19 protein-coding genes are annotated in these 17,020 nt (G+C 42.0%); 4 read left to right on the top strand and 15 right to left on the bottom strand.

Annotated features, from left to right (window positions below):
* Positions 1–22 precede the first annotated feature (22 nt).
* The 15 genes from IEY67_RS13040 to rpmB form a co-directional block, all read right to left on the bottom strand.
* Positions 23–403 carry a RidA family protein gene (locus IEY67_RS13040; RefSeq protein WP_122373193.1) on the bottom strand — a complete coding sequence of 127 codons (381 nt, stop codon included), beginning with the start codon at positions 401–403 and terminating at the stop codon, positions 23–25.
* A 13-nt stretch (positions 404–416) separates the two neighbouring features.
* Complete coding sequence (rlmB, locus tag IEY67_RS13035; protein ID WP_122354442.1) at positions 417–1,169, bottom strand: 23S rRNA (guanosine(2251)-2'-O)-methyltransferase RlmB; 753 nt, start codon at positions 1,167–1,169, stop codon at positions 417–419.
* Between the two features lie 252 nt (positions 1,170–1,421).
* A complete protein-coding gene (locus tag IEY67_RS13030; protein WP_183671629.1) occupies positions 1,422–2,894 on the bottom strand; it encodes a tetratricopeptide repeat protein in 1,473 nt (490 codons plus the stop codon).
* Between the two features lie 207 nt (positions 2,895–3,101).
* Complete coding sequence (locus tag IEY67_RS13025) at positions 3,102–3,527, bottom strand: hypothetical protein (RefSeq protein WP_183671628.1); 426 nt, start codon at positions 3,525–3,527, stop codon at positions 3,102–3,104.
* Positions 3,528–3,589: 62 nt separating this feature from the next.
* Positions 3,590–3,937 (bottom strand): DUF1622 domain-containing protein, encoded by a 348-nt coding sequence (locus IEY67_RS13020; protein WP_122354444.1) that lies wholly within the window; start codon positions 3,935–3,937, stop codon positions 3,590–3,592.
* 59 nt (positions 3,938–3,996) lie between these two features.
* The gene (locus IEY67_RS13015; RefSeq protein WP_122373189.1) at positions 3,997–4,767 is read right to left on the bottom strand and encodes a hypothetical protein; all 771 of its coding nucleotides are present in this window, start codon (positions 4,765–4,767) and stop codon (positions 3,997–3,999) included.
* Positions 4,768–4,834: 67 nt separating this feature from the next.
* A complete protein-coding gene (gene recN / locus IEY67_RS13010; RefSeq protein ID WP_122354446.1) occupies positions 4,835–6,499 on the bottom strand; it encodes a DNA repair protein RecN in 1,665 nt (554 codons plus the stop codon).
* A gap of 9 nt (positions 6,500–6,508) precedes the next feature.
* On the bottom strand, positions 6,509–7,426 hold the full coding sequence (gene porD, locus IEY67_RS13005; protein ID WP_183671627.1) for a type IX secretion system protein PorD: 918 nt from the start codon (positions 7,424–7,426) through the stop codon (positions 6,509–6,511).
* Positions 7,423–8,625: a bifunctional phosphopantothenoylcysteine decarboxylase/phosphopantothenate--cysteine ligase CoaBC gene (gene coaBC / locus IEY67_RS13000; protein WP_183671626.1), complete on the bottom strand. Its 1,203-nt coding sequence runs from the start codon at positions 8,623–8,625 to the stop codon at positions 7,423–7,425. The genes porD and coaBC overlap by 4 nt, the downstream gene beginning before the upstream one ends.
* Positions 8,626–8,633: 8 nt before the next feature.
* Positions 8,634–9,785: an iron-containing alcohol dehydrogenase gene (locus tag IEY67_RS12995; RefSeq protein WP_183671625.1), complete on the bottom strand. Its 1,152-nt coding sequence runs from the start codon at positions 9,783–9,785 to the stop codon at positions 8,634–8,636.
* A 5-nt stretch (positions 9,786–9,790) separates the two neighbouring features.
* Entirely contained in the window at positions 9,791–10,564 is a 774-nt protein-coding gene (locus tag IEY67_RS12990) for a 3'-5' exonuclease (protein ID WP_122373185.1), read from the bottom strand.
* A 10-nt stretch (positions 10,565–10,574) separates the two neighbouring features.
* Complete coding sequence (dnaN, locus tag IEY67_RS12985) at positions 10,575–11,699, bottom strand: DNA polymerase III subunit beta (protein ID WP_122354451.1); 1,125 nt, start codon at positions 11,697–11,699, stop codon at positions 10,575–10,577.
* Positions 11,700–11,935: 236 nt separating this feature from the next.
* A complete protein-coding gene (locus tag IEY67_RS12980) occupies positions 11,936–12,088 on the bottom strand; it encodes a DUF4295 domain-containing protein (protein WP_005638125.1) in 153 nt (50 codons plus the stop codon).
* A 16-nt stretch (positions 12,089–12,104) separates the two neighbouring features.
* Complete coding sequence (rpmG, locus tag IEY67_RS12975; RefSeq protein ID WP_007657199.1) at positions 12,105–12,293, bottom strand: 50S ribosomal protein L33; 189 nt, start codon at positions 12,291–12,293, stop codon at positions 12,105–12,107.
* Between the two features lie 18 nt (positions 12,294–12,311).
* Entirely contained in the window at positions 12,312–12,551 is a 240-nt protein-coding gene (gene rpmB, locus IEY67_RS12970) for a 50S ribosomal protein L28 (protein ID WP_005638129.1), read from the bottom strand.
* Positions 12,552–12,812: 261 nt separating this feature from the next.
* On the opposite strand from rpmB, the gene IEY67_RS12965 reads away from it, so the two are divergent.
* From IEY67_RS12965 to IEY67_RS12950, 4 genes are all read left to right on the top strand, one after another.
* Positions 12,813–13,415 carry a nitroreductase family protein gene (locus tag IEY67_RS12965; protein WP_183671624.1) on the top strand — a complete coding sequence of 201 codons (603 nt, stop codon included), beginning with the start codon at positions 12,813–12,815 and terminating at the stop codon, positions 13,413–13,415.
* A gap of 15 nt (positions 13,416–13,430) precedes the next feature.
* On the top strand, positions 13,431–14,780 hold the full coding sequence (lpdA, locus tag IEY67_RS12960; protein ID WP_183671623.1) for a dihydrolipoyl dehydrogenase: 1,350 nt from the start codon (positions 13,431–13,433) through the stop codon (positions 14,778–14,780).
* Complete coding sequence (locus tag IEY67_RS12955) at positions 14,780–15,523, top strand: lipoate--protein ligase family protein (protein ID WP_183671622.1); 744 nt, start codon at positions 14,780–14,782, stop codon at positions 15,521–15,523. Before lpdA ends, IEY67_RS12955 begins: the two co-directional genes overlap by 1 nt.
* A gap of 113 nt (positions 15,524–15,636) precedes the next feature.
* A complete protein-coding gene (locus tag IEY67_RS12950) occupies positions 15,637–17,013 on the top strand; it encodes a dihydrolipoamide acetyltransferase family protein (RefSeq protein WP_183671621.1) in 1,377 nt (458 codons plus the stop codon).
* Positions 17,014–17,020: the final 7 nt, after the last annotated feature.

Below are 17,020 nucleotides of genomic sequence, written 5' to 3'. Positions count from 1 at the left end.
CCCATGAAAATTGTACTGATTATTATTCTTTTACAGCTATCACTTCGATCTCTACCAAACCATTCTTAGGCAAAGTCTTTACGGCAACAGCAGAACGGGCAGGGAAAGCACCTTCGAATTGAGAAGCATATACTTCGTTCATCGCAGCAAAATCACCCATATCTGCCAAAAATACGGTTGTTTTTACGACATCGCTGATATCGTATCCGGCTTCAGTCAGGATCGCTTTTACATTCTTGAAAGCCTGGGCAGTCTGTTCCTTTACGGCTCCTTCCACGAAATTACCGGTTGCGGGATCGATTCCTAGTTGTCCGGAAGCGAACAGCATGTTTCCTACTTGTACAGCCTGGCTGTAAGGGCCTATTGCGGCAGGCGCATTTGTTGTTGCAATAACTTTTTTCATTGTGTTTATCTTTTTAGTTGTTTTGTTCTTCATTCATACGCTGGCGGACAACTTCATAGATCAGGATAGAGCTGGCTACAGATACATTCAGTGAGCCGATCGTTCCGAACTGCGGTATTTTTACCATACTGTCGCAGATACGCAGGTTATCCATCGAAACGCCTTTATCCTCCGCTCCCATTACGATAGCGACCGGACCGTCATATTTAATAGATGTATAGTTTTCGTAAGCCTTCTCGCTGGCTGCATATACTTTTACTCCGCTTGCCTGGAGGAAACGGATGGATTCTTCAATACTTTTCTCTTTGCAGACAGGCAATACATGCAATGCTCCGGCAGATGTCTTGATTGCATCCGCATTTACCGTAACGCTTCCTTTTGCCGGAATAACAATAGCATCCACACCGGCACATTCGCAGGTACGGGCTATCGCACCGAAATTACGGACATCCGTAATACCGTCCAGCAAGACGATAAAAGGATTTTTCCCCTGTTCGTAAACGAATGGTATAATGTCTTCCAGACGCTGATAAGTGACAGCCGGAATAAAGGCGATCACGCCTTGGTGATTCTTCCGTGTCAGGCGGTCCAGACGTTCAGCCGGTACACGCTGTACAGGAATCTCACGTCCTTTCAGCACTTCAAACAGTTCGCGGGAAAGTTCTCCCTGCAACTCGCGCTTTATAAGAATTTTATCTATTTCCTTATCGGCCTGGATAGCCTCGATCACGGCACGTATGCCGAATACCATTTCGTTTTCTTTCATCAATCTTATTCTCTGTAAGTTATATTATTTATTAGTAAGATTAGAAAACATTTGTAAAACATCTTTACTGTTCATCACCTCTACTATTTCAATGCAAAGATAAAAATAAAATGAGAGGATTTGTTTACATCATTGCTATAAACAAAAAAAGAGGTTACTATTTATAGAACTCTCTCCCTATAGTTTGGGTATGTAAATAAAAAAGCCACCTACTGCGAAGTACATGGCCTTTTCGTTATTACTTTAGGATTTTTATCTATTTACATAACCTGATCCTCCGCATCCAGAACAATCTTTATGCCAGTGATTAGATTTGTCTCCACATATTGAACATGCAGGATGATCATTTGTTTCTGTCGAATAATCGTAGAAAGGAGGTCTCTCTCTTGTTTCATTTTTACCAGTTCCCCGACAAGTAGGACAAACTTGCCTTGAAGAAGTGTATTTAATATTGCTAGAACTTCCAGAATTAAAACTTCCGCCTTCCGTATTTGTCGATACATAATAATTTGCAAAGTCATTAGCAATCGACAAACAACCTAATATGATGTTCATTACTGTTTTTTTCTTTTCTGCTTTTTGATTCTCTTTTATTTCATTTTTAATAGCAATATTTTCATTTTCAATTTTACTGATATTATCCATAAATTCACTTATCACCTTATTTTCCGGCTCATATGCAAGAATTGTTTTACAATCATTCTTTGCCTTACTATAATTACCTAAAATTAAATATGAAGAAGCTCTATAAAACAACGCACTTGTATTATTGTCATCTATTCTTAATAATCTATCACACAAATTAATGGCGGATTGGTAATCATTCAAATTCTGATAATTCTTAATCCTTGCCAAATGAGCATCAATATAATTAGGACGAATAGTTATTGCCTTATCAAATAATTCGATAGCTTCTCTGTCATTTTCTGTGTTTAACCCTTTAGAATAATACGAATAAGCATCCAAACCTAATTTAAACTTATTCTCTGAGAAATCAACATTGTCAATAGGATAATCCAATGATATTCTTTTTGTTTCAAACATTAGACCTATTTTGCCGTTGTTCTCAGTATAAAAATCAGGCAACATTACATCTCCAAACTGAGTATAGTTATTAAATGTTTGTTTCTGTTGTTCAGTATGCAATACCTTCTTTTGTTCTTCATTCAAAAAGGAAACTGAGTAATCCAAAAGTCCCGTTCTTTCATTAAAGTACATATTGACCTTGCTGTTTTCAGGGGAAATCAACTGTAAAACGTTATATGTATTTTTACCTTCAGTAATAGTTTCGACATATTTCATATTTGAAATATCTGTCATTGAAGCGGTTGAAGATTTTAGAAAATCGGTTAACTTAGACATAGAGGATAACATGTTCTCATCAAGTTCCAAAGTTGTTCCATCATTAGTTAGGATCCATCCCCTATCTTTATTAAATAGCGTTTCGATTTTACTATTATCTGATGACTCTTGCACCATATACGCTCTTTCATTCTCAGAATCACCAATAATTGTTATCCAGGAAATATTTGGTTGATCGGAAAAAAAAGAAGTCATTTTAGATTCTTGTAAAAATGTCTTTGGTGGATTTTTGGATAATTTATCAAGCCCTGTAACTTTATTGTATTTATCAATAACAGCTTTTACTTTATTTACGTTGTCATTTTGAGCCGTTGAAAACAAACAAATAAGTGATAACACTAATAATATACTGTACTTTTTCATACGTAATAGAATTTATCCATAATTAACAAATCCAGCAAACTCTTTAGATGTTAATGCATCTAATACAAAAATAGATATAATAATGATTATCAAAAAGTTTTATGTATAAAATTCATCTAACTTCTTCTTCAAATACCCCAATCCCTTTTATTTGTTACCAAAGTAGTTACTTAGACTTCCAACTTCAATCTTTGCCATAATTGCTGGTTATTTACTATTTCGCCGTTCCTTCACGCCTTGAATAAGAAATAATATTCCGGTGATGATAAGGGCTGAAGAGAGGCCTGTATAAAAAACAGAAATAAAGGAATCGGGTAATAACCGGGAATGACGGATTCCTACTCCTAAAATGATCATAAAAAACATCACAACCCAACCTTTAATATCAAAGAAAGAGAAAGGACAATTCTTTTCTCCTTTTTGAGCGATACGCCGGCTATGCTTCCTGAACAAACGTAGGAATACGAAATTGAGGAACAAGAGGAACACAATAACGGCTTCTCCCACCTTAAGCACAGAGTAATGGGCTTCATGCATCCACGTGAGAATCCCGATCCGGAGAATATTGACTCCGGCTATGATCCATACGCAACCTGCTATAAATAATAATATCTGCTTATTGACTCTGAACATCCGTCTACTTTTACTGCAATGCAAAAGTACTATTTTTAACGATATATCCTAATTTCAACAAACTATGAAGCCTGCTTTTCACTTTCCAGTTCCTTTATTTCCTTATTCAGGAAAACAGAAAGGATAGTCCTTAAAACAACAATACCGCCAAGGATAGCCAGTTCGTCCAAACTGGGTTCCAGGACGGTTTTAAGAATATCGGAAGCTATCAGCAACTCCAATCCCAATAACAAATAAGTTCCTAATTCAGCTCGCAGCCGACGGATATTGACTGTTGAGTATTGGCCGGTAAATCGCTTGAGTTCATTTCCTAGAAAAGATATAAAAGCAACCAGCGCTCCGTAAGTAACGATCAGTAAACTTACCACGCTGATAACCGTAGCCAGAATATTCAGAAAATGTGTGAACATGAGTTTATTCTTTATAATAGGAACAAACTCATGTTCAGGAAAGTTCACTTAATATGTTTTTAGCTTCTGCGATAAACTTCGGAACGTTTACTTTCCTGTCGTTTATTCTCTTTTTCCTTCTCTTTTTTGTCTTTATCACGCTTGTCATTGCGTTTTTCATTACTGCGATAGCTGTCTCCCCGCTTATCGGATCTTTTATCCCGGTCATACCGGTCATTTCCCGGTTTCGATGGTTTATTGAAATGCTGGTTATGATTTGGATTGGGACGATTATGATTGTCCGGGCGCCACTGTCCGTTATCATGATGACCGGGACGATCGTATTTACCCCGATACCATTTGCCATCATCAAAACGTCCATTCCATCGTCCGTTTGAATATTCCCATTGATTATGCCAGTAATGATCTTCATAACGCCAACAAACATCGGACGGACGGTAATTCGGATAATGAGGATTATTATACCAACCCTGATAATCATGAATACGCTGCGGACGTTCACGAACAAAGCGAACATACAGGCGGAACTGCGAAGGAGAAAGGACACGCTGTAATTTACGGTCGCGCTCCATACGCAGATTAAAGATCTTCTTTGCAGACTGGTCCCAGTAACGATAATGTTTACGGGCCTCTTTCTCTATCTTCTGACCGTATTTATGTACGATATTATGATAATCGGCTGCCTGTCTTCCATTCAACCGCATGGCTTGCTCCATCCAGAGGCAACTCTGGCAATGGGGTTCATTCCAACCAAAACTGATCCAAAACTGAGCTTGTCCCGGCAAACTACACAACAAAATCAACAAACATATAAAGCTAATCCGTTTCATGACTTTTCGTTTTTAGTTAGTAATTACTTCTATGACCAGCCAAAGAAGAAATGGTTTAACGGCCTGATCAACGTTTGACCTTCAACAATTCTTTTGCGTTGGCGATAGAAGCTCCGGTCAACGATGCGCCACTCAACATACGGGCAACTTCCTTGATCCGTTCTTCCTTGTTGAGTTTCTTAATTCGGGTTATCGTACGTTCGGACGTATCTTCCTTATAGACAAAGAAATGATCTTTTCCTTTGGCGGCAATCTGAGGTAAATGAGTGATAGTGATCACCTGCATCTTTGATCCCAGATCCTGCATAATATCCCCCATTTTATCGGCGATATCACCGGAAACACCTGTATCTACTTCATCGAAAATAATAGCTGGTAGAGCTGTGAATCCGGCAATCATAGCTTTTATACATAACATAAGGCGGGAAATTTCACCACCGGATGCTGTTTGAGCAACAGGTTGTAGTTCTCCACTCTTATTGGCAGAGAAAAGAAAACGTATATCGTCCATTCCATCGCTTTCCGGTTCCGGTCTGGCAACAAAATCCACAGCAAAACGAACATTCGGCATTCCCAATGGAATAACCATTTCCACTAACTGTTTGGCTATTGCATTCGATGCTATCTTACGCTGTTCGCTTAAAACGGCAGCCTGTTGGAGTAATTCCTGATAAGAAATATCCAATTGTCCTTTCAGAACATCGATCTGTTCGTCAAAAGAATCTATATCGCGTAATTGTTCAGTATATTTATCCTGTATCGCGATCAATTCTTCCACAGTGGCAACCCGGTGTTTTTGTTCCAAAGTATACAAGGTGTTCAGACGTTCATTTACCCATTCCAGGCGCTCCGGGTTGAATTCAACATCTTCTTTCAGAACATCAGTCTCCGAGGCCAGGTCGTTCAGGTCGATATAAGCAGAGCGCAAACGTTCTGCAATCTCTTTGGCTTTAGGATAGTAACGTTCCAACGAATCGACCGTTGAAAGAGCTTCTTTGATAAGCCGGACACTTCCCTGTTCTTCGCCATTCAGTAATTCGGTTATCTTATATAAGGAACTTTTGATGTCTTCGGCATGGGACAAGGTTTCCAATTCCTGTTCCAGTTCTTCCTGTTCTCCGGCAACCAGACGGGCATCGGTCAGTTGCTCCAACTGAAAACGGATATAATCCTCTTCCTGCCGGTTCTGCCCTGCCTTTTCTTCCAACTCTTTCAATTCCCGTTTCAAAGACTGATAACGCCGGTATTCTTTCCGGTACAGAATCAGAAGTATTTCATTTTCCGCCATTACATCGATCACCTTCAACTGGAAACGGTTATCTCCCAACAACAAGTTCTGATGTTGCGAATGGATATCGATCAGGCGACTACCGAGTTCCTTCATAACAGTAAGAGGCACAGGGGAATCGTTGACAAACGCACGCGATTTACCGGAAGCGAACAATTCCCGGCGAAGGATACAGATTTCCGGATCATATTCGAGGTCGTTCACATGGAAAAACTCTTCCAACTGATACTTGGATACATCGAAAGTTGCTTCCATCACACATTTATCCGAGCCGTTCTTAATACTCTTTCCGTCTGCCCGTTGCCCGAGCACCAACGATAAGGCCCCTAAAATAATAGACTTTCCGGCTCCCGTTTCACCGGTGATGACCGAAAAGCCGTTATTGAACTGAATATCCAGGCTGTCTATTAAGACAAAATTCTGTATAAATAAAGATTTCAGCATAGTTCTTATTTACTTTTTGAGTGGCTCCAGACGTGTAGTCATTGCCGGATACAGATTGGACAACATTTTATATCCTTCCTGCTTTTCAGTCGTGGTTGCCTTGGAATAAATGGCAACTACTTCATCCAGTTTGGAATCGGCAAACATTTGCAATAAAACAGAAGTTGGCCGGGTTTTCTTCAATTCCTCCAGGACAGGCAATAAAGAAAGGATCGTAGTACGTCCACGATCTACATTTGCAGCCATTTCATCGAGGCCTTTGCGATGGTAGTTATACCACATATCGCGGTATCCTTCCGATGCATTTTCAGTCAGCGCGGTCGCTATTGCATGGCGGTTACGGTCACTGTCGAAAGCTTTCCAGCCATTCCATGACATCTGTGCCTGGGCCAGTGTAACGACTTGCTGTGCCTGCTGGTAGAAAGCGCTTCCTCCTTTAGGTGAAAAACTATCGAAATCAAGTCCTAAAATGGTGTACAGATAAAATATGACCGTAGCTGTAAGATTATTGCTCAGAGAATTCTCCGTATATTCCAGCGGTTCGAACTCTGTATAATCAAAATCGAGCTGGGTGTCACGGAAGTTCAGCAACGTAGTTATATAACTTGAATTGTAGACCGGGCGACTTGCCTGAACCTGTAATTCCGCCTTGAAGCTGTTATCAGAAGGCATTTCATTGATAATGATATTAAAAGTACAGTCAATCCGTTCGTTGATACCGAAGGTCGCATCCGTCCATTTCCGGTTATTGATAAACTCGATCAAAGCATTCTGCAATGTAATAAATACCTGCTTGTTAGTACCCTGAATCTTATCACTATTGATTTTGACCTGGGCATTAAACTCATTTGCTTTATCTTGCGCTTTACCGATAAAAGGAATCGTTCCCAACAGGAACAGGAATAACAGTCTTTTAATCATTTTCATTTCAATAATGTTGCCAACTTGTTTACGATATCAGCAGCTACCCCTTGTTTTGATTTCAACGGATAACTGGTCAATTCTCCCTGACGGTCGATAATGGATATCTTATTGGTATCGCAACGGAAACCGGCACCAGCATCACGAAGTGAATTCAACACGATGAAATCGAGATTTTTTCGCTTCAACTTGCTTTCGGCATTTGTGGCTTCATTGTTCGTTTCCAAAGCAAAACCGACCAATACCTGCCCTTCCCGCTTGATTGCTCCCAAAGAAGCTGCAATATCCTTATTCGGGACCAGATGCAACGTCATCTCTTCTTTACTTTCGCGTTTGATCTTTTCATCCGCCTGTACCTCCGGACGGTAATCGGCTACTGCCGCACATAAAATACCGGCATCCACATCCGGAAAAGCTGCTATAGCTGCCTGATACATTTCTTCGGCTGACTCCACATCCACCCGATGTATGTTCGGATGCACAGTCGTCAACGATACCGGACCGGCTATCAATGTTACCTCCGCTCCTTGCTGTGCACAAGCCTCCGCCAGTGCAAATCCCATCTTCCCGGAAGAATAGTTACCTATAAAACGTACGGGATCAATCTTTTCGTACGTCGGACCGGCTGTTATTACAATCTTTTTTTTTTCAAGGGCAGTTTGGGAAACAAAAAACTCTTCCAGAACGGCAATGATCTTATCCGGTTCTTCCATCCTGCCTTTACCTACTAGATGGCTTGCCAGTTCGCCTTCAGCAGGTTCAATGATATGGTTTCCGAATGAACGGAGACGGTCCAGGTTCTGCTGTGTCGAAGGGTGGGCGAACATATCCAGGTCCATTGCCGGTGCGATGAAAACGGGTGCCTTACATGACAGATAGGTGGTCACCAACATATTATCGGCTATTCCGTTCGCCATCTTGCCGATCGTCGAAGCCGTTGCCGGAGCGATCAGCATCGCATCAGCCCACAAACCCAGATCGACATGGCTGTGCCAGGAACCGTCACGGTTAGAGAAAAACTCACTGATAACAGGATTACTGCTTAATGCAGAGAGGGTTATGGGTGTAATAAACTCTTTTCCCGCCGGGGTTATCACAACCTGCACTTCAGCTCCTTTTTTGACTAATGCACGGATAATATAGGCTGCCTTATAAGCCGCTATACTTCCTGTTATTCCTAGTATGATATGTTTACCTTTCAGCATCTTTCTCCTTATAAACGCAACATCAGAATGTCGTGTGTTACCTTACTGTCAATATTATGATGTTCACCCAAATGCCAGCCTTGTTTATCCACCGGGGCTGAGAGTGCATCCAGATCGCTTTCTTTAATACCGAATTCGCTCAAGCGGGTTTTCAGCCCCATACGGCGGAAAAAGTCTTCGCAGGCTGTAATTGTTTTACGGGCACGTTCTTCTTCCGTCCCTTCGATTATGCCGAAAACGACTTCACCCATACGGGCCAGTTTCACCTGTTTTTCCTTGAACATATAAGTCATTACACCCGGCAGAAGAATAGCCAGTGTTTGCGCATGGTCCAAACCGAACTGAGCTGTCAAAGCATATCCCATACGATGAGAAGACCAATCCTGCGGAACACCCTGGCCGATCCATACATTCAATGCATTGGTCGCTGCCCACATCAGGTTGGCACGGATATCGTAATCATGCGGATGATCCAAAACTTTTATGCCTTCTTCATAGATCACCTTCATCAGACCTTCGGAAAAAGCATCCTGTACTTTGGCATTGACCGGATAAGTCAGATATTGCTCCACGACATGGATGAAAGAATCCACAACACCGTTAGCAACCTGTCTTGCCGGTAGTGAATAAGTCACTTCCGGATCGAGTACGGCAAACTGAGGGAATACCATAGGACTCGCGAAATTTAATTTCTCACGGGTTTCCACACGTGAAATAACAGAACGTTCGTTCATTTCAGAGCCGGTTGCCGATAACGTCAGTACAACGCCTAAAGGTAATGCCTTTTTAATAACACCTCCTTTGGAGAGAATATCCCAAGGTTCGCCTTCATAATAATAAGCCGCTGCAATAAACTTGGTAGCATCGATAACGGAGCCACCTCCTACTGCCAGCAGGAAATCAATATTTTTTTCTTTAACGATCTCCACTACTTTCATGCAGGTTTCATAATGCGGATTGGCTTCGATACCAGGAAATTCGGTTACTTCAAAACCCTTCAGCGCATTTGTTACCTGGTCATAGATACCGTTTTTCTTAATACTGCCGCCTCCATAAACCATCAGCACCTTGCTTCCGGTAGGGATCAAAGCGGATAAACGTGCAATTGTGCCTTTCCCGAACACTACTTTTACAGGATTGGCAAACTCAAAGTTATTCATTGCTGTTATTTCGAATTAAAACCTCTCAATTTGATTTCGGTAAGCACTTTCTTCGTATTCAACGGGAAATCGCCATTCATGATCCAGGAATAATATCCCGGGTCGTTCTTCAACACTTCTTCTACCAGTTTTCCTTTGTATTTACCGAAATTGATGGTTTCCTTACCATCTTCATTGTAAACCATACGGCCTGCAAAATCCACATTATTGGTGAAGCTGGAATATTTGGAAAGAAATTCTATATCATTCTGCAAATCATCCGGATAACGATCAAGTTGTGCTTTTAATATCTCATAAGTCGCCATTGTATCAGCTTCTGCGGTATGGGCATTCTCCAGGCTCTTATCGCAATAAAACTTATAGGCAGCAGAAAGTGTGCGCTGTTCCATCTTATGGAAAATAGTCTGTACATCGACAAACTTGCGCTTGTTCAGATCGATATCCACTCCGGCACGAAGGAATTCTTCAACCAGTAAAGGAATATCGAAGCGGTTGGAATTATATCCGGCCAAATCACAGCCTTCGATCTGTGCTGCCAGCGATTTGGCTATCTCTTTAAAAGTGGGGCAGTCTTTTACGTCTTCATCCGTAATACCGTGGATCGCCGTCGATTCCGGTGGAATGGGCATTTCCGGGTTGATACGTCTCGTCTTACACTCTTCTTTGCCGTTAGGGTGAACCTTTACAAAAGAGATTTCAACGATACGGTCTTTAACAATATTTATACCCGTAGTCTCCAGGTCGAAGAAGACTAACGGGTTTCTCAGATTTAATTGCATTTTTTATTTATTAGTCATTCAACATCATTGGCATAAGCAGCATCAGTTGGTCTTCGTTCTCTTCATTTTCTGCAGGAACGATCAGACCGGCACGTGAGGGGTCTGCCAATTCAAGAATTACTTCTTCCGAATTGATATTACTTAATATTTCAATCAGATAGGTTGCCTTGAAACCGATATTCAGCTCTGTCCCGTCGAACTGGCAAACGATCTTTTCTTCTGCGGAAGTCGAAAAATCTATATCCTGTGCAGATACGACCATTTCACTCTCCTTCAACTGCAACTTAACCAGGCTGCTTGCCGGATTAGAGAAAACAGAAACACGCTTCAAAGCATTCAGGAAGGATACACGGTCAATCGTTACCTTGAACGGATTATCTTGTGGAATTACACTGTTATAATTCGGATAACGACCTTCGATCAGGCGGCAAACCATTTCAAAGTTTGTACAATTCACATAAGCATTGTTGTCGTCGAACTTGATATTAACCATTTCAGTTTCCTTACCCAGCAGATTCTTTAACAGGTTAGCCGGTTTCTTCGGTAATATAAAGGAAGCTCTTTCCGGTGATTTCACCGACAGGTTACGCAAACGCACCAATTTATGTCCGTCTGATGCCACAAATGTCAGGTCATCCGTATGGATATCAAAATAGATACCATTCATAACCGGACGAAGTTCATCGTCTGCCGTAGCAAAAAGAGATCGGCTGATACCATTCAGCAACATCTGTGAATCTACAGTAATGGCGATCGCATTATCGTTCAACGGTTTTTGTTGCGGATAAGTATCCCCTTTCTGACCGATGAAATTGTATTTACCGTTCTGGAAATGAATAAAGATCTCCAGATTCTCGTCGTTGATATCAAAAGTTAGCGGTTGTTCCGGCAGTTCTTTCAGAGGATCGAGCAGGATCTTGGCAGAAACGGCGAAAAGTCCGGTTCCTTTTGCATTCATCACTTCAACAGAAGTAACCAGACGTGTTTCAGCATCCGAAGCTGTTATAGTCAGTTTATTACCATCAAGGTCGAACAGGAAACTGTCGAGGATCGGTAAAGAGTTCTTAGACGCAATAACTTTGCTGATAGACTGCAAACGGGATAACAGCGCAGTGCTGGATACATCAAATCTCATGGTTCTTAATTGTTTATATTATTAATTTTATTATTGTACATTATTTAGTGACGCATCGTCAACGCCCATACAAAAGTAAAAAAATATTTGATTCTATCCATTATAATCTCCGTTACTTTTCTCTTGATAGAAAAGTAACCAAAAGATCAAGCCAAAAGTAACATACTAAATATGAAAACAAAAAAGAGGTCCTTCATGACGAAGAACCTCTTTTCTATATCTCTTATTACGAAAGATTATTTCGCGAAATAATCTTTTACAGCTTCGTTAGGAATCATTTCTTCCTGGAAGATGTAAGCACCAGTTTTCGGAGACTTAACCATTTTGATTACTTTTGAATAAGTACGGCCGTCACCTTTCTTAAATGTTGCAACTGCTTTTTTTGCCATCGTTTAAAATCTCCTATTACTTAATTTCTTTGTGTAAAGTCATCTTCTTCAGAATCGGATTGTACTTCATCAGTTCCAATCTCTGAGTTGTATTTTTTCTATTCTTTGTAGTGATGTATCTGGATGTACCCGGCATACCACTTTCTTTGTGTTCAGTACATTCCATGATTACCTGAACTCTGTTACCTTTTGCTTTCTTTGCCATTTTTTCTTTTCCTCCAAATTAAGCGTTTAAATAACCTTTTTCAGCTGCTTTTTTAATTGCTGCATCTAAGCCAAGCTTATTGATAGTACGCAAGCCTGCGGCTGAAATATTCAGGCTAACCCAACAATCTTGTTCTACCCAGTAGAACTTTTTAGTAAACAGGTTAACATCAAACTTACGTTTCGTTCTTCTCTTAGAGTGAGAAACGTTGTTGCCAACCATTGCTTTCTTTCCGGTAATTTGACAAATTTTAGACATTGCTATCTTCTTTTTTTATTAACGCAATAAATTAATTACAACTCCTGCTATCTGTCTTCCCTTCCGAACTAGCATCATGATCAGAACGAAGATTCTAATAGAGTTTCTCTCTTTACAGGGCGCAAAGGTAAATATTATTTTTGATTCTACCATACAAATCTCCGATAAATTTCACCTATACTTACATATATACTCCCGTGCAACAAAAATACAACTTTATTGGTTTTACTAATAATAATAAACATAAATACTTACGTAAAAATGGCTAGAAATTTTAAAGAAGCAGTAGAACACAGGAGAACATACTATCACATCACTAACAGCTCTCCTATTTCAGACAATGAGATTAAAGAGATCATCGCATTTGCAGTGAAAAACGTACCTTCCGCTTTCAACTCGCAATCGTCACGGGTCGTTCTTCTTTTAGGAAAGAACCATAAGAAGTTCTGGGATATCACAAAAGAAGCATTAAAAGCGATTGTTCCGGCAGAAGCATTTGAAAAAACGCTTGCAAAGATCAATTCCAGCTTCGACTGCGGGTACGGAACCATTTTATATTTTGAAGATATGGCAGTAGTGGAAAACTTACAGAAAGCTTTTCCGACCTACAAAGATAATTTCCCAATCTGGTCGCAACAAACTTCCGCCATGCATCAGTTCGCTATCTGGACGATGCTGGAAGATGCCGGTCTGGGTGCTTCCCTGCAACATTACAATCCGTTGATCGATGAAATGGTGCAAAATGAATGGAAACTCGACCCGAACTGGAAGCTGATCGCACAAATGCCGTTCGGTACACCGACCGAAGGACCGGGAGGAAAAGAATTCGACCCGATGGGAGAACGTTTCCTTACTTTTGAATAATTAAAACGAAAGGTTATGAAATATGACATAGCCATTATCGGAGGAGGTCCCGCCGGCTATACGGCCGGTGAACGGGCCGCCGAGAATGGATTAAAAACAATACTCTTTGAAAAGAATGCCATTGGCGGAGTCTGCCTGAACGAAGGTTGTATTCCTACCAAGACATTATTATATTCAGCAAAAATACTGGATAGCATAAAGAGTGCCTCCAAATATGGAATACAGGCAGATGATAACCCGGGGTTCGACCTCGGCAAGATCATCGCACGAAAAAATAAGACCGTAAAGAAACTGACACTGGGCGTGAAAGCCAAATTGAACGGAAACGGTGTAACAATCGTGCAGGGTGAAGCCTTGATCCGGGGAGAAGAAGAGGGATACATCCTGATCCAATGCGGTGAAGAAGTATTTGCGGTAAAAAACATTTTGCTCTGTACCGGTTCGGAAACCGTCATTCCACCGATAAAAGGACTGTCTGATATTGCCTACTGGACATCAAGAGAAGCTCTGGATATAAAAGAGCTACCCCGTTCGGTTGCCATTATTGGCGGCGGAGTGATCGGCATGGAATTCGCATCCTTTTTTAACAGCATGGGTGTAAAAGTGAAAGTCATTGAGATGATGCCCGAAATACTCGGTGCGATGGATAAGGAAATATCCGCCATGCTCCGGGCAGAATACACCAAAAGAGGTGTTGAGTTCTTTCTTGAAACCAAGGTTATTGAAGTCACTTCCGACAGCGTGATCGTTGAAAAAGACGGAAAGACGGAAACGATCGAAGCAGATAAAATACTGGTCAGTGTCGGACGAAAAGCCAATACAGCGAATCTGGGTCTTGAAACCCTAGGCATCGAACTCTTGCGGAACGGCGTAAAAGTAAATGAATACATGCAAACCTCCCACCCCAATGTCTATGCCTGCGGAGACGTCACCGGTTTCTCCATGCTGGCCCATACGGCATACAGGGAAGCGGAAGTTGCCATCAATCATTTGCTGGGACATGACGACCGGATGAGTTATAATGCGATTCCGGCTGTCGTTTACACCAATCCGGAAGTCGCCAGTGTCGGGAAAACGGAAGAAGAGTTGCTGGCTGCCGGCAGTATATATAATGTAGTAAAGATACCGATGACCTATTCCGGCCGTTTTATGGCAGAGAACGAAGGAATCACCGGCTTATGCAAACTGATCACCGATACGGACGATCGTATCATCGGTTGCCAACTGCTGGGAAACCCGGCTTCCGAAATCATTATTACAGCCGGTATCGCTATCGAAAACGGTTTCACGACGGAAGAGTTCAAAAAGAATATCTTTCCCCATCCGACAGTCGGTGAAGTCATTCACGAAAGTTTATATATGTAATGCTCTGCATTCACAACACCCATACAGACGCCTGGTTCAATCTGGCAGCAGAAGAGTATCTTCTGAAGAATTTCTCTGAAGACATTTTCATGTTATGGCAGAATGAACCGGCCGTCGTTATCGGTAAATATCAAAATATATGGGCGGAAGCAGATCTTGAATATGCCGGACAAAAGCAAATCAAACTGGCGCGCCGTTACTCCGGCGGAGGTGCCGTATATCACGACATGGGCAATCTGAACCTTTCTTTTATCGAAAACAGCAGTCAGATCCGCCCGACCGGATTTACCAACAGCATCATAGATTTCCTGGAGACCTACGGTTTGCATGCCTGCTCCGACGAAAGACAGGGCTTGACTATCGACGGTCTGAAAGTATCCGGTAGCGCACAGGCCATCCATAAACGGAGGATGCTGCACCATGCCACTCTTCTGTTTTCCACCGATCTGGAAACGCTCGAACATGTGCTTTGTCCATCGATAGAATATACCACCGGACATGATACGGCAGCCCGTCCCTATTTCGTTCCGTCGGTAAAAAGTCCGGTGACCAATCTGTGCGGCAAACTGCCTGCCCCCATCACCATCGACAAATTCAAGCAGTCTTTGCTGGCTTATTTCTCTGCGCGCAGCACAGCCTTCCGGCCATACAAATTCACAGACCAGGACCTGGAGGAGATTCGGTTGTTAAGGAATAAAAAATATGCTGACGAAAACTGGATATTCAATACTTACACCCTGTAATATAGAACTTTCCGTATCTCTTCCTTGTTCCATTATAACAATAGAACAGACCGAAATATTCACGGTCGATTTATTTATCCGGCGATAACAAAAAGAAATAAATTAATTATACTATGGCTACATTCGAAATAAAAATGCCCAAACTGGGCGAAAGTATTACAGAAGGAACCATTATTTCCTGGTCTGTAAAAACAGGTGATTTCATCAAAGAAGACGATGTACTTTTCGAAGTAAGTACGGCAAAGGTCAGTGCGGAAATACCTTCCCCCGTTGCCGGAAAAGTACTTGAAATATTATTCCAGGAAGGCGACACGGTTGCAGTAGGTACAACAGTCGCAGTAATCCTGCTGGAAGGTTCGGAAGAAGAGGATGCACCCGATCACACAGCTTCAGAACAAAAAGTTGAAAAAGGAACGACAGCCGCTGCTCCTGCCGGGAATAGCAACACGATATCTTCGGCACCGGTGCCTAAAGCACAAGCCGCCCAGGAAGACGGGAGATGGTATTCGCCTGTCGTACTCCAAATGGCCCGCGAAGCCAATCTGTCACAAGAGGAACTGGATCAGATTCCCGGAACAGGTTACATGGGACGTTTGAGCAAAAAAGATATGAAAGATTACCTCTCCGGAAAGAAAAATACCGCTTCGGGAACGAAAGTGCAGCAGCCCTCACAGGCAGTATCGGCCAGCAAACCGGAACCTGCTCCACAAAGCAAAGCAGCTTCTGCAACTCCGGTTACTTCTGCCCCATCCGCTCCGGCTTCTGCTCCGTCAATACCCGTATCGGCAAACGGCGAAGATAAAATAGTCGAGATGGATCGTGTCGGCCGGATCATTGCTGATCATATGGTCATGTCGAAGAACGTCTCACCTCATGTCACAACGGTTGTGGAAGTAGATGTAACCAAACTGGTTCAATGGCGCTCCCGCACAAAGGATGCATTTCGGAAACGCGAAGGTATCAGTCTGACCTATATGCCGGCCATCACGGAAGCGACAGCTAAAGCTTTAGCTGAATTTCCGCAGGTTAACGCCTCTGTCAACGGCTATCAGATCATTCTGAAAAAGCATATCAATGTAGGAATAGCAGTTTCACTGGATGACGGCAACCTGATTGTCCCGGTCGTACGTGATGCCGACAAGCTGAATCTGAACGGCCTTGCCGTTGCCATCGATTCTCTGGCCAATAAAGCACGTGCCAATAAACTTGCGCCGGATGATATACAAGGAGGAACTTTCACGATCACTAACTTCGGTACATTCAAGAACCTCTTTGCCACTCCGATCATCAATCAACCGCAGGTGGCCATCCTGGGTGTCGGTTATATAGAAAAGAAACCGGCTGTCATTGAAACACCTGAAGGCGACACGATCGGAATACGCCATAAGATGTATCTGTCCCTGTCATACGACCATCGTCTTATCAACGGTGCTTTGGGCGGTGCTTTCCTGCGCTATATTGCCGATTATCTGGAAAACTGGAATCTTTAATAATTAA

This window comes from Parabacteroides faecis, assembly GCF_014647375.1.
Lineage (GTDB): Bacteria > Bacteroidota > Bacteroidia > Bacteroidales > Tannerellaceae > Parabacteroides > Parabacteroides faecis.
The sequence above is the reverse complement of the archived record's forward strand: the minus strand, read 5'-3'. Positions and strand labels throughout refer to the sequence as shown.

What these genes read in the sequence shown, in the direction of transcription:
- IEY67_RS12950 (WP_183671621.1), top strand. Translation starts at nt 15,637, where the DNA reads ATGGCTACATTCGAAATAAAAATGCCCAAACTGGGCGAAAGTATTACA.
- IEY67_RS13020 (WP_122354444.1), bottom strand. Translation starts at nt 3,937, where the DNA reads ATGTTCACACATTTTCTGAATATTCTGGCTACGGTTATCAGCGTGGTA.
- IEY67_RS13040 (WP_122373193.1), bottom strand. Translation starts at nt 403, where the DNA reads ATGAAAAAAGTTATTGCAACAACAAATGCGCCTGCCGCAATAGGCCCT.
- IEY67_RS12990 (WP_122373185.1), bottom strand. Translation starts at nt 10,564, where the DNA reads ATGCAATTAAATCTGAGAAACCCGTTAGTCTTCTTCGACCTGGAGACT.
- IEY67_RS13030 (WP_183671629.1), bottom strand. Translation starts at nt 2,894, where the DNA reads ATGAAAAAGTACAGTATATTATTAGTGTTATCACTTATTTGTTTGTTT.
- rlmB (WP_122354442.1), bottom strand. Translation starts at nt 1,169, where the DNA reads ATGAAAGAAAACGAAATGGTATTCGGCATACGTGCCGTGATCGAGGCT.
- rpmG (WP_007657199.1), bottom strand. Translation starts at nt 12,293, where the DNA reads ATGGCAAAGAAAGCAAAAGGTAACAGAGTTCAGGTAATCATGGAATGT.
- IEY67_RS13015 (WP_122373189.1), bottom strand. Translation starts at nt 4,767, where the DNA reads ATGAAACGGATTAGCTTTATATGTTTGTTGATTTTGTTGTGTAGTTTG.
- IEY67_RS12995 (WP_183671625.1), bottom strand. Translation starts at nt 9,785, where the DNA reads ATGAATAACTTTGAGTTTGCCAATCCTGTAAAAGTAGTGTTCGGGAAA.
- rpmB (WP_005638129.1), bottom strand. Translation starts at nt 12,551, where the DNA reads ATGTCTAAAATTTGTCAAATTACCGGAAAGAAAGCAATGGTTGGCAAC.
- IEY67_RS13025 (WP_183671628.1), bottom strand. Translation starts at nt 3,527, where the DNA reads ATGTTCAGAGTCAATAAGCAGATATTATTATTTATAGCAGGTTGCGTA.
- porD (WP_183671627.1), bottom strand. Translation starts at nt 7,426, where the DNA reads ATGAAAATGATTAAAAGACTGTTATTCCTGTTCCTGTTGGGAACGATT.
- coaBC (WP_183671626.1), bottom strand. Translation starts at nt 8,625, where the DNA reads ATGCTGAAAGGTAAACATATCATACTAGGAATAACAGGAAGTATAGCG.
- recN (WP_122354446.1), bottom strand. Translation starts at nt 6,499, where the DNA reads ATGCTGAAATCTTTATTTATACAGAATTTTGTCTTAATAGACAGCCTG.
- lpdA (WP_183671623.1), top strand. Translation starts at nt 13,431, where the DNA reads ATGAAATATGACATAGCCATTATCGGAGGAGGTCCCGCCGGCTATACG.
- IEY67_RS12980 (WP_005638125.1), bottom strand. Translation starts at nt 12,088, where the DNA reads ATGGCAAAAAAAGCAGTTGCAACATTTAAGAAAGGTGACGGCCGTACT.
- dnaN (WP_122354451.1), bottom strand. Translation starts at nt 11,699, where the DNA reads ATGAGATTTGATGTATCCAGCACTGCGCTGTTATCCCGTTTGCAGTCT.
- IEY67_RS12955 (WP_183671622.1), top strand. Translation starts at nt 14,780, where the DNA reads ATGCTCTGCATTCACAACACCCATACAGACGCCTGGTTCAATCTGGCA.
- IEY67_RS12965 (WP_183671624.1), top strand. Translation starts at nt 12,813, where the DNA reads ATGGCTAGAAATTTTAAAGAAGCAGTAGAACACAGGAGAACATACTAT.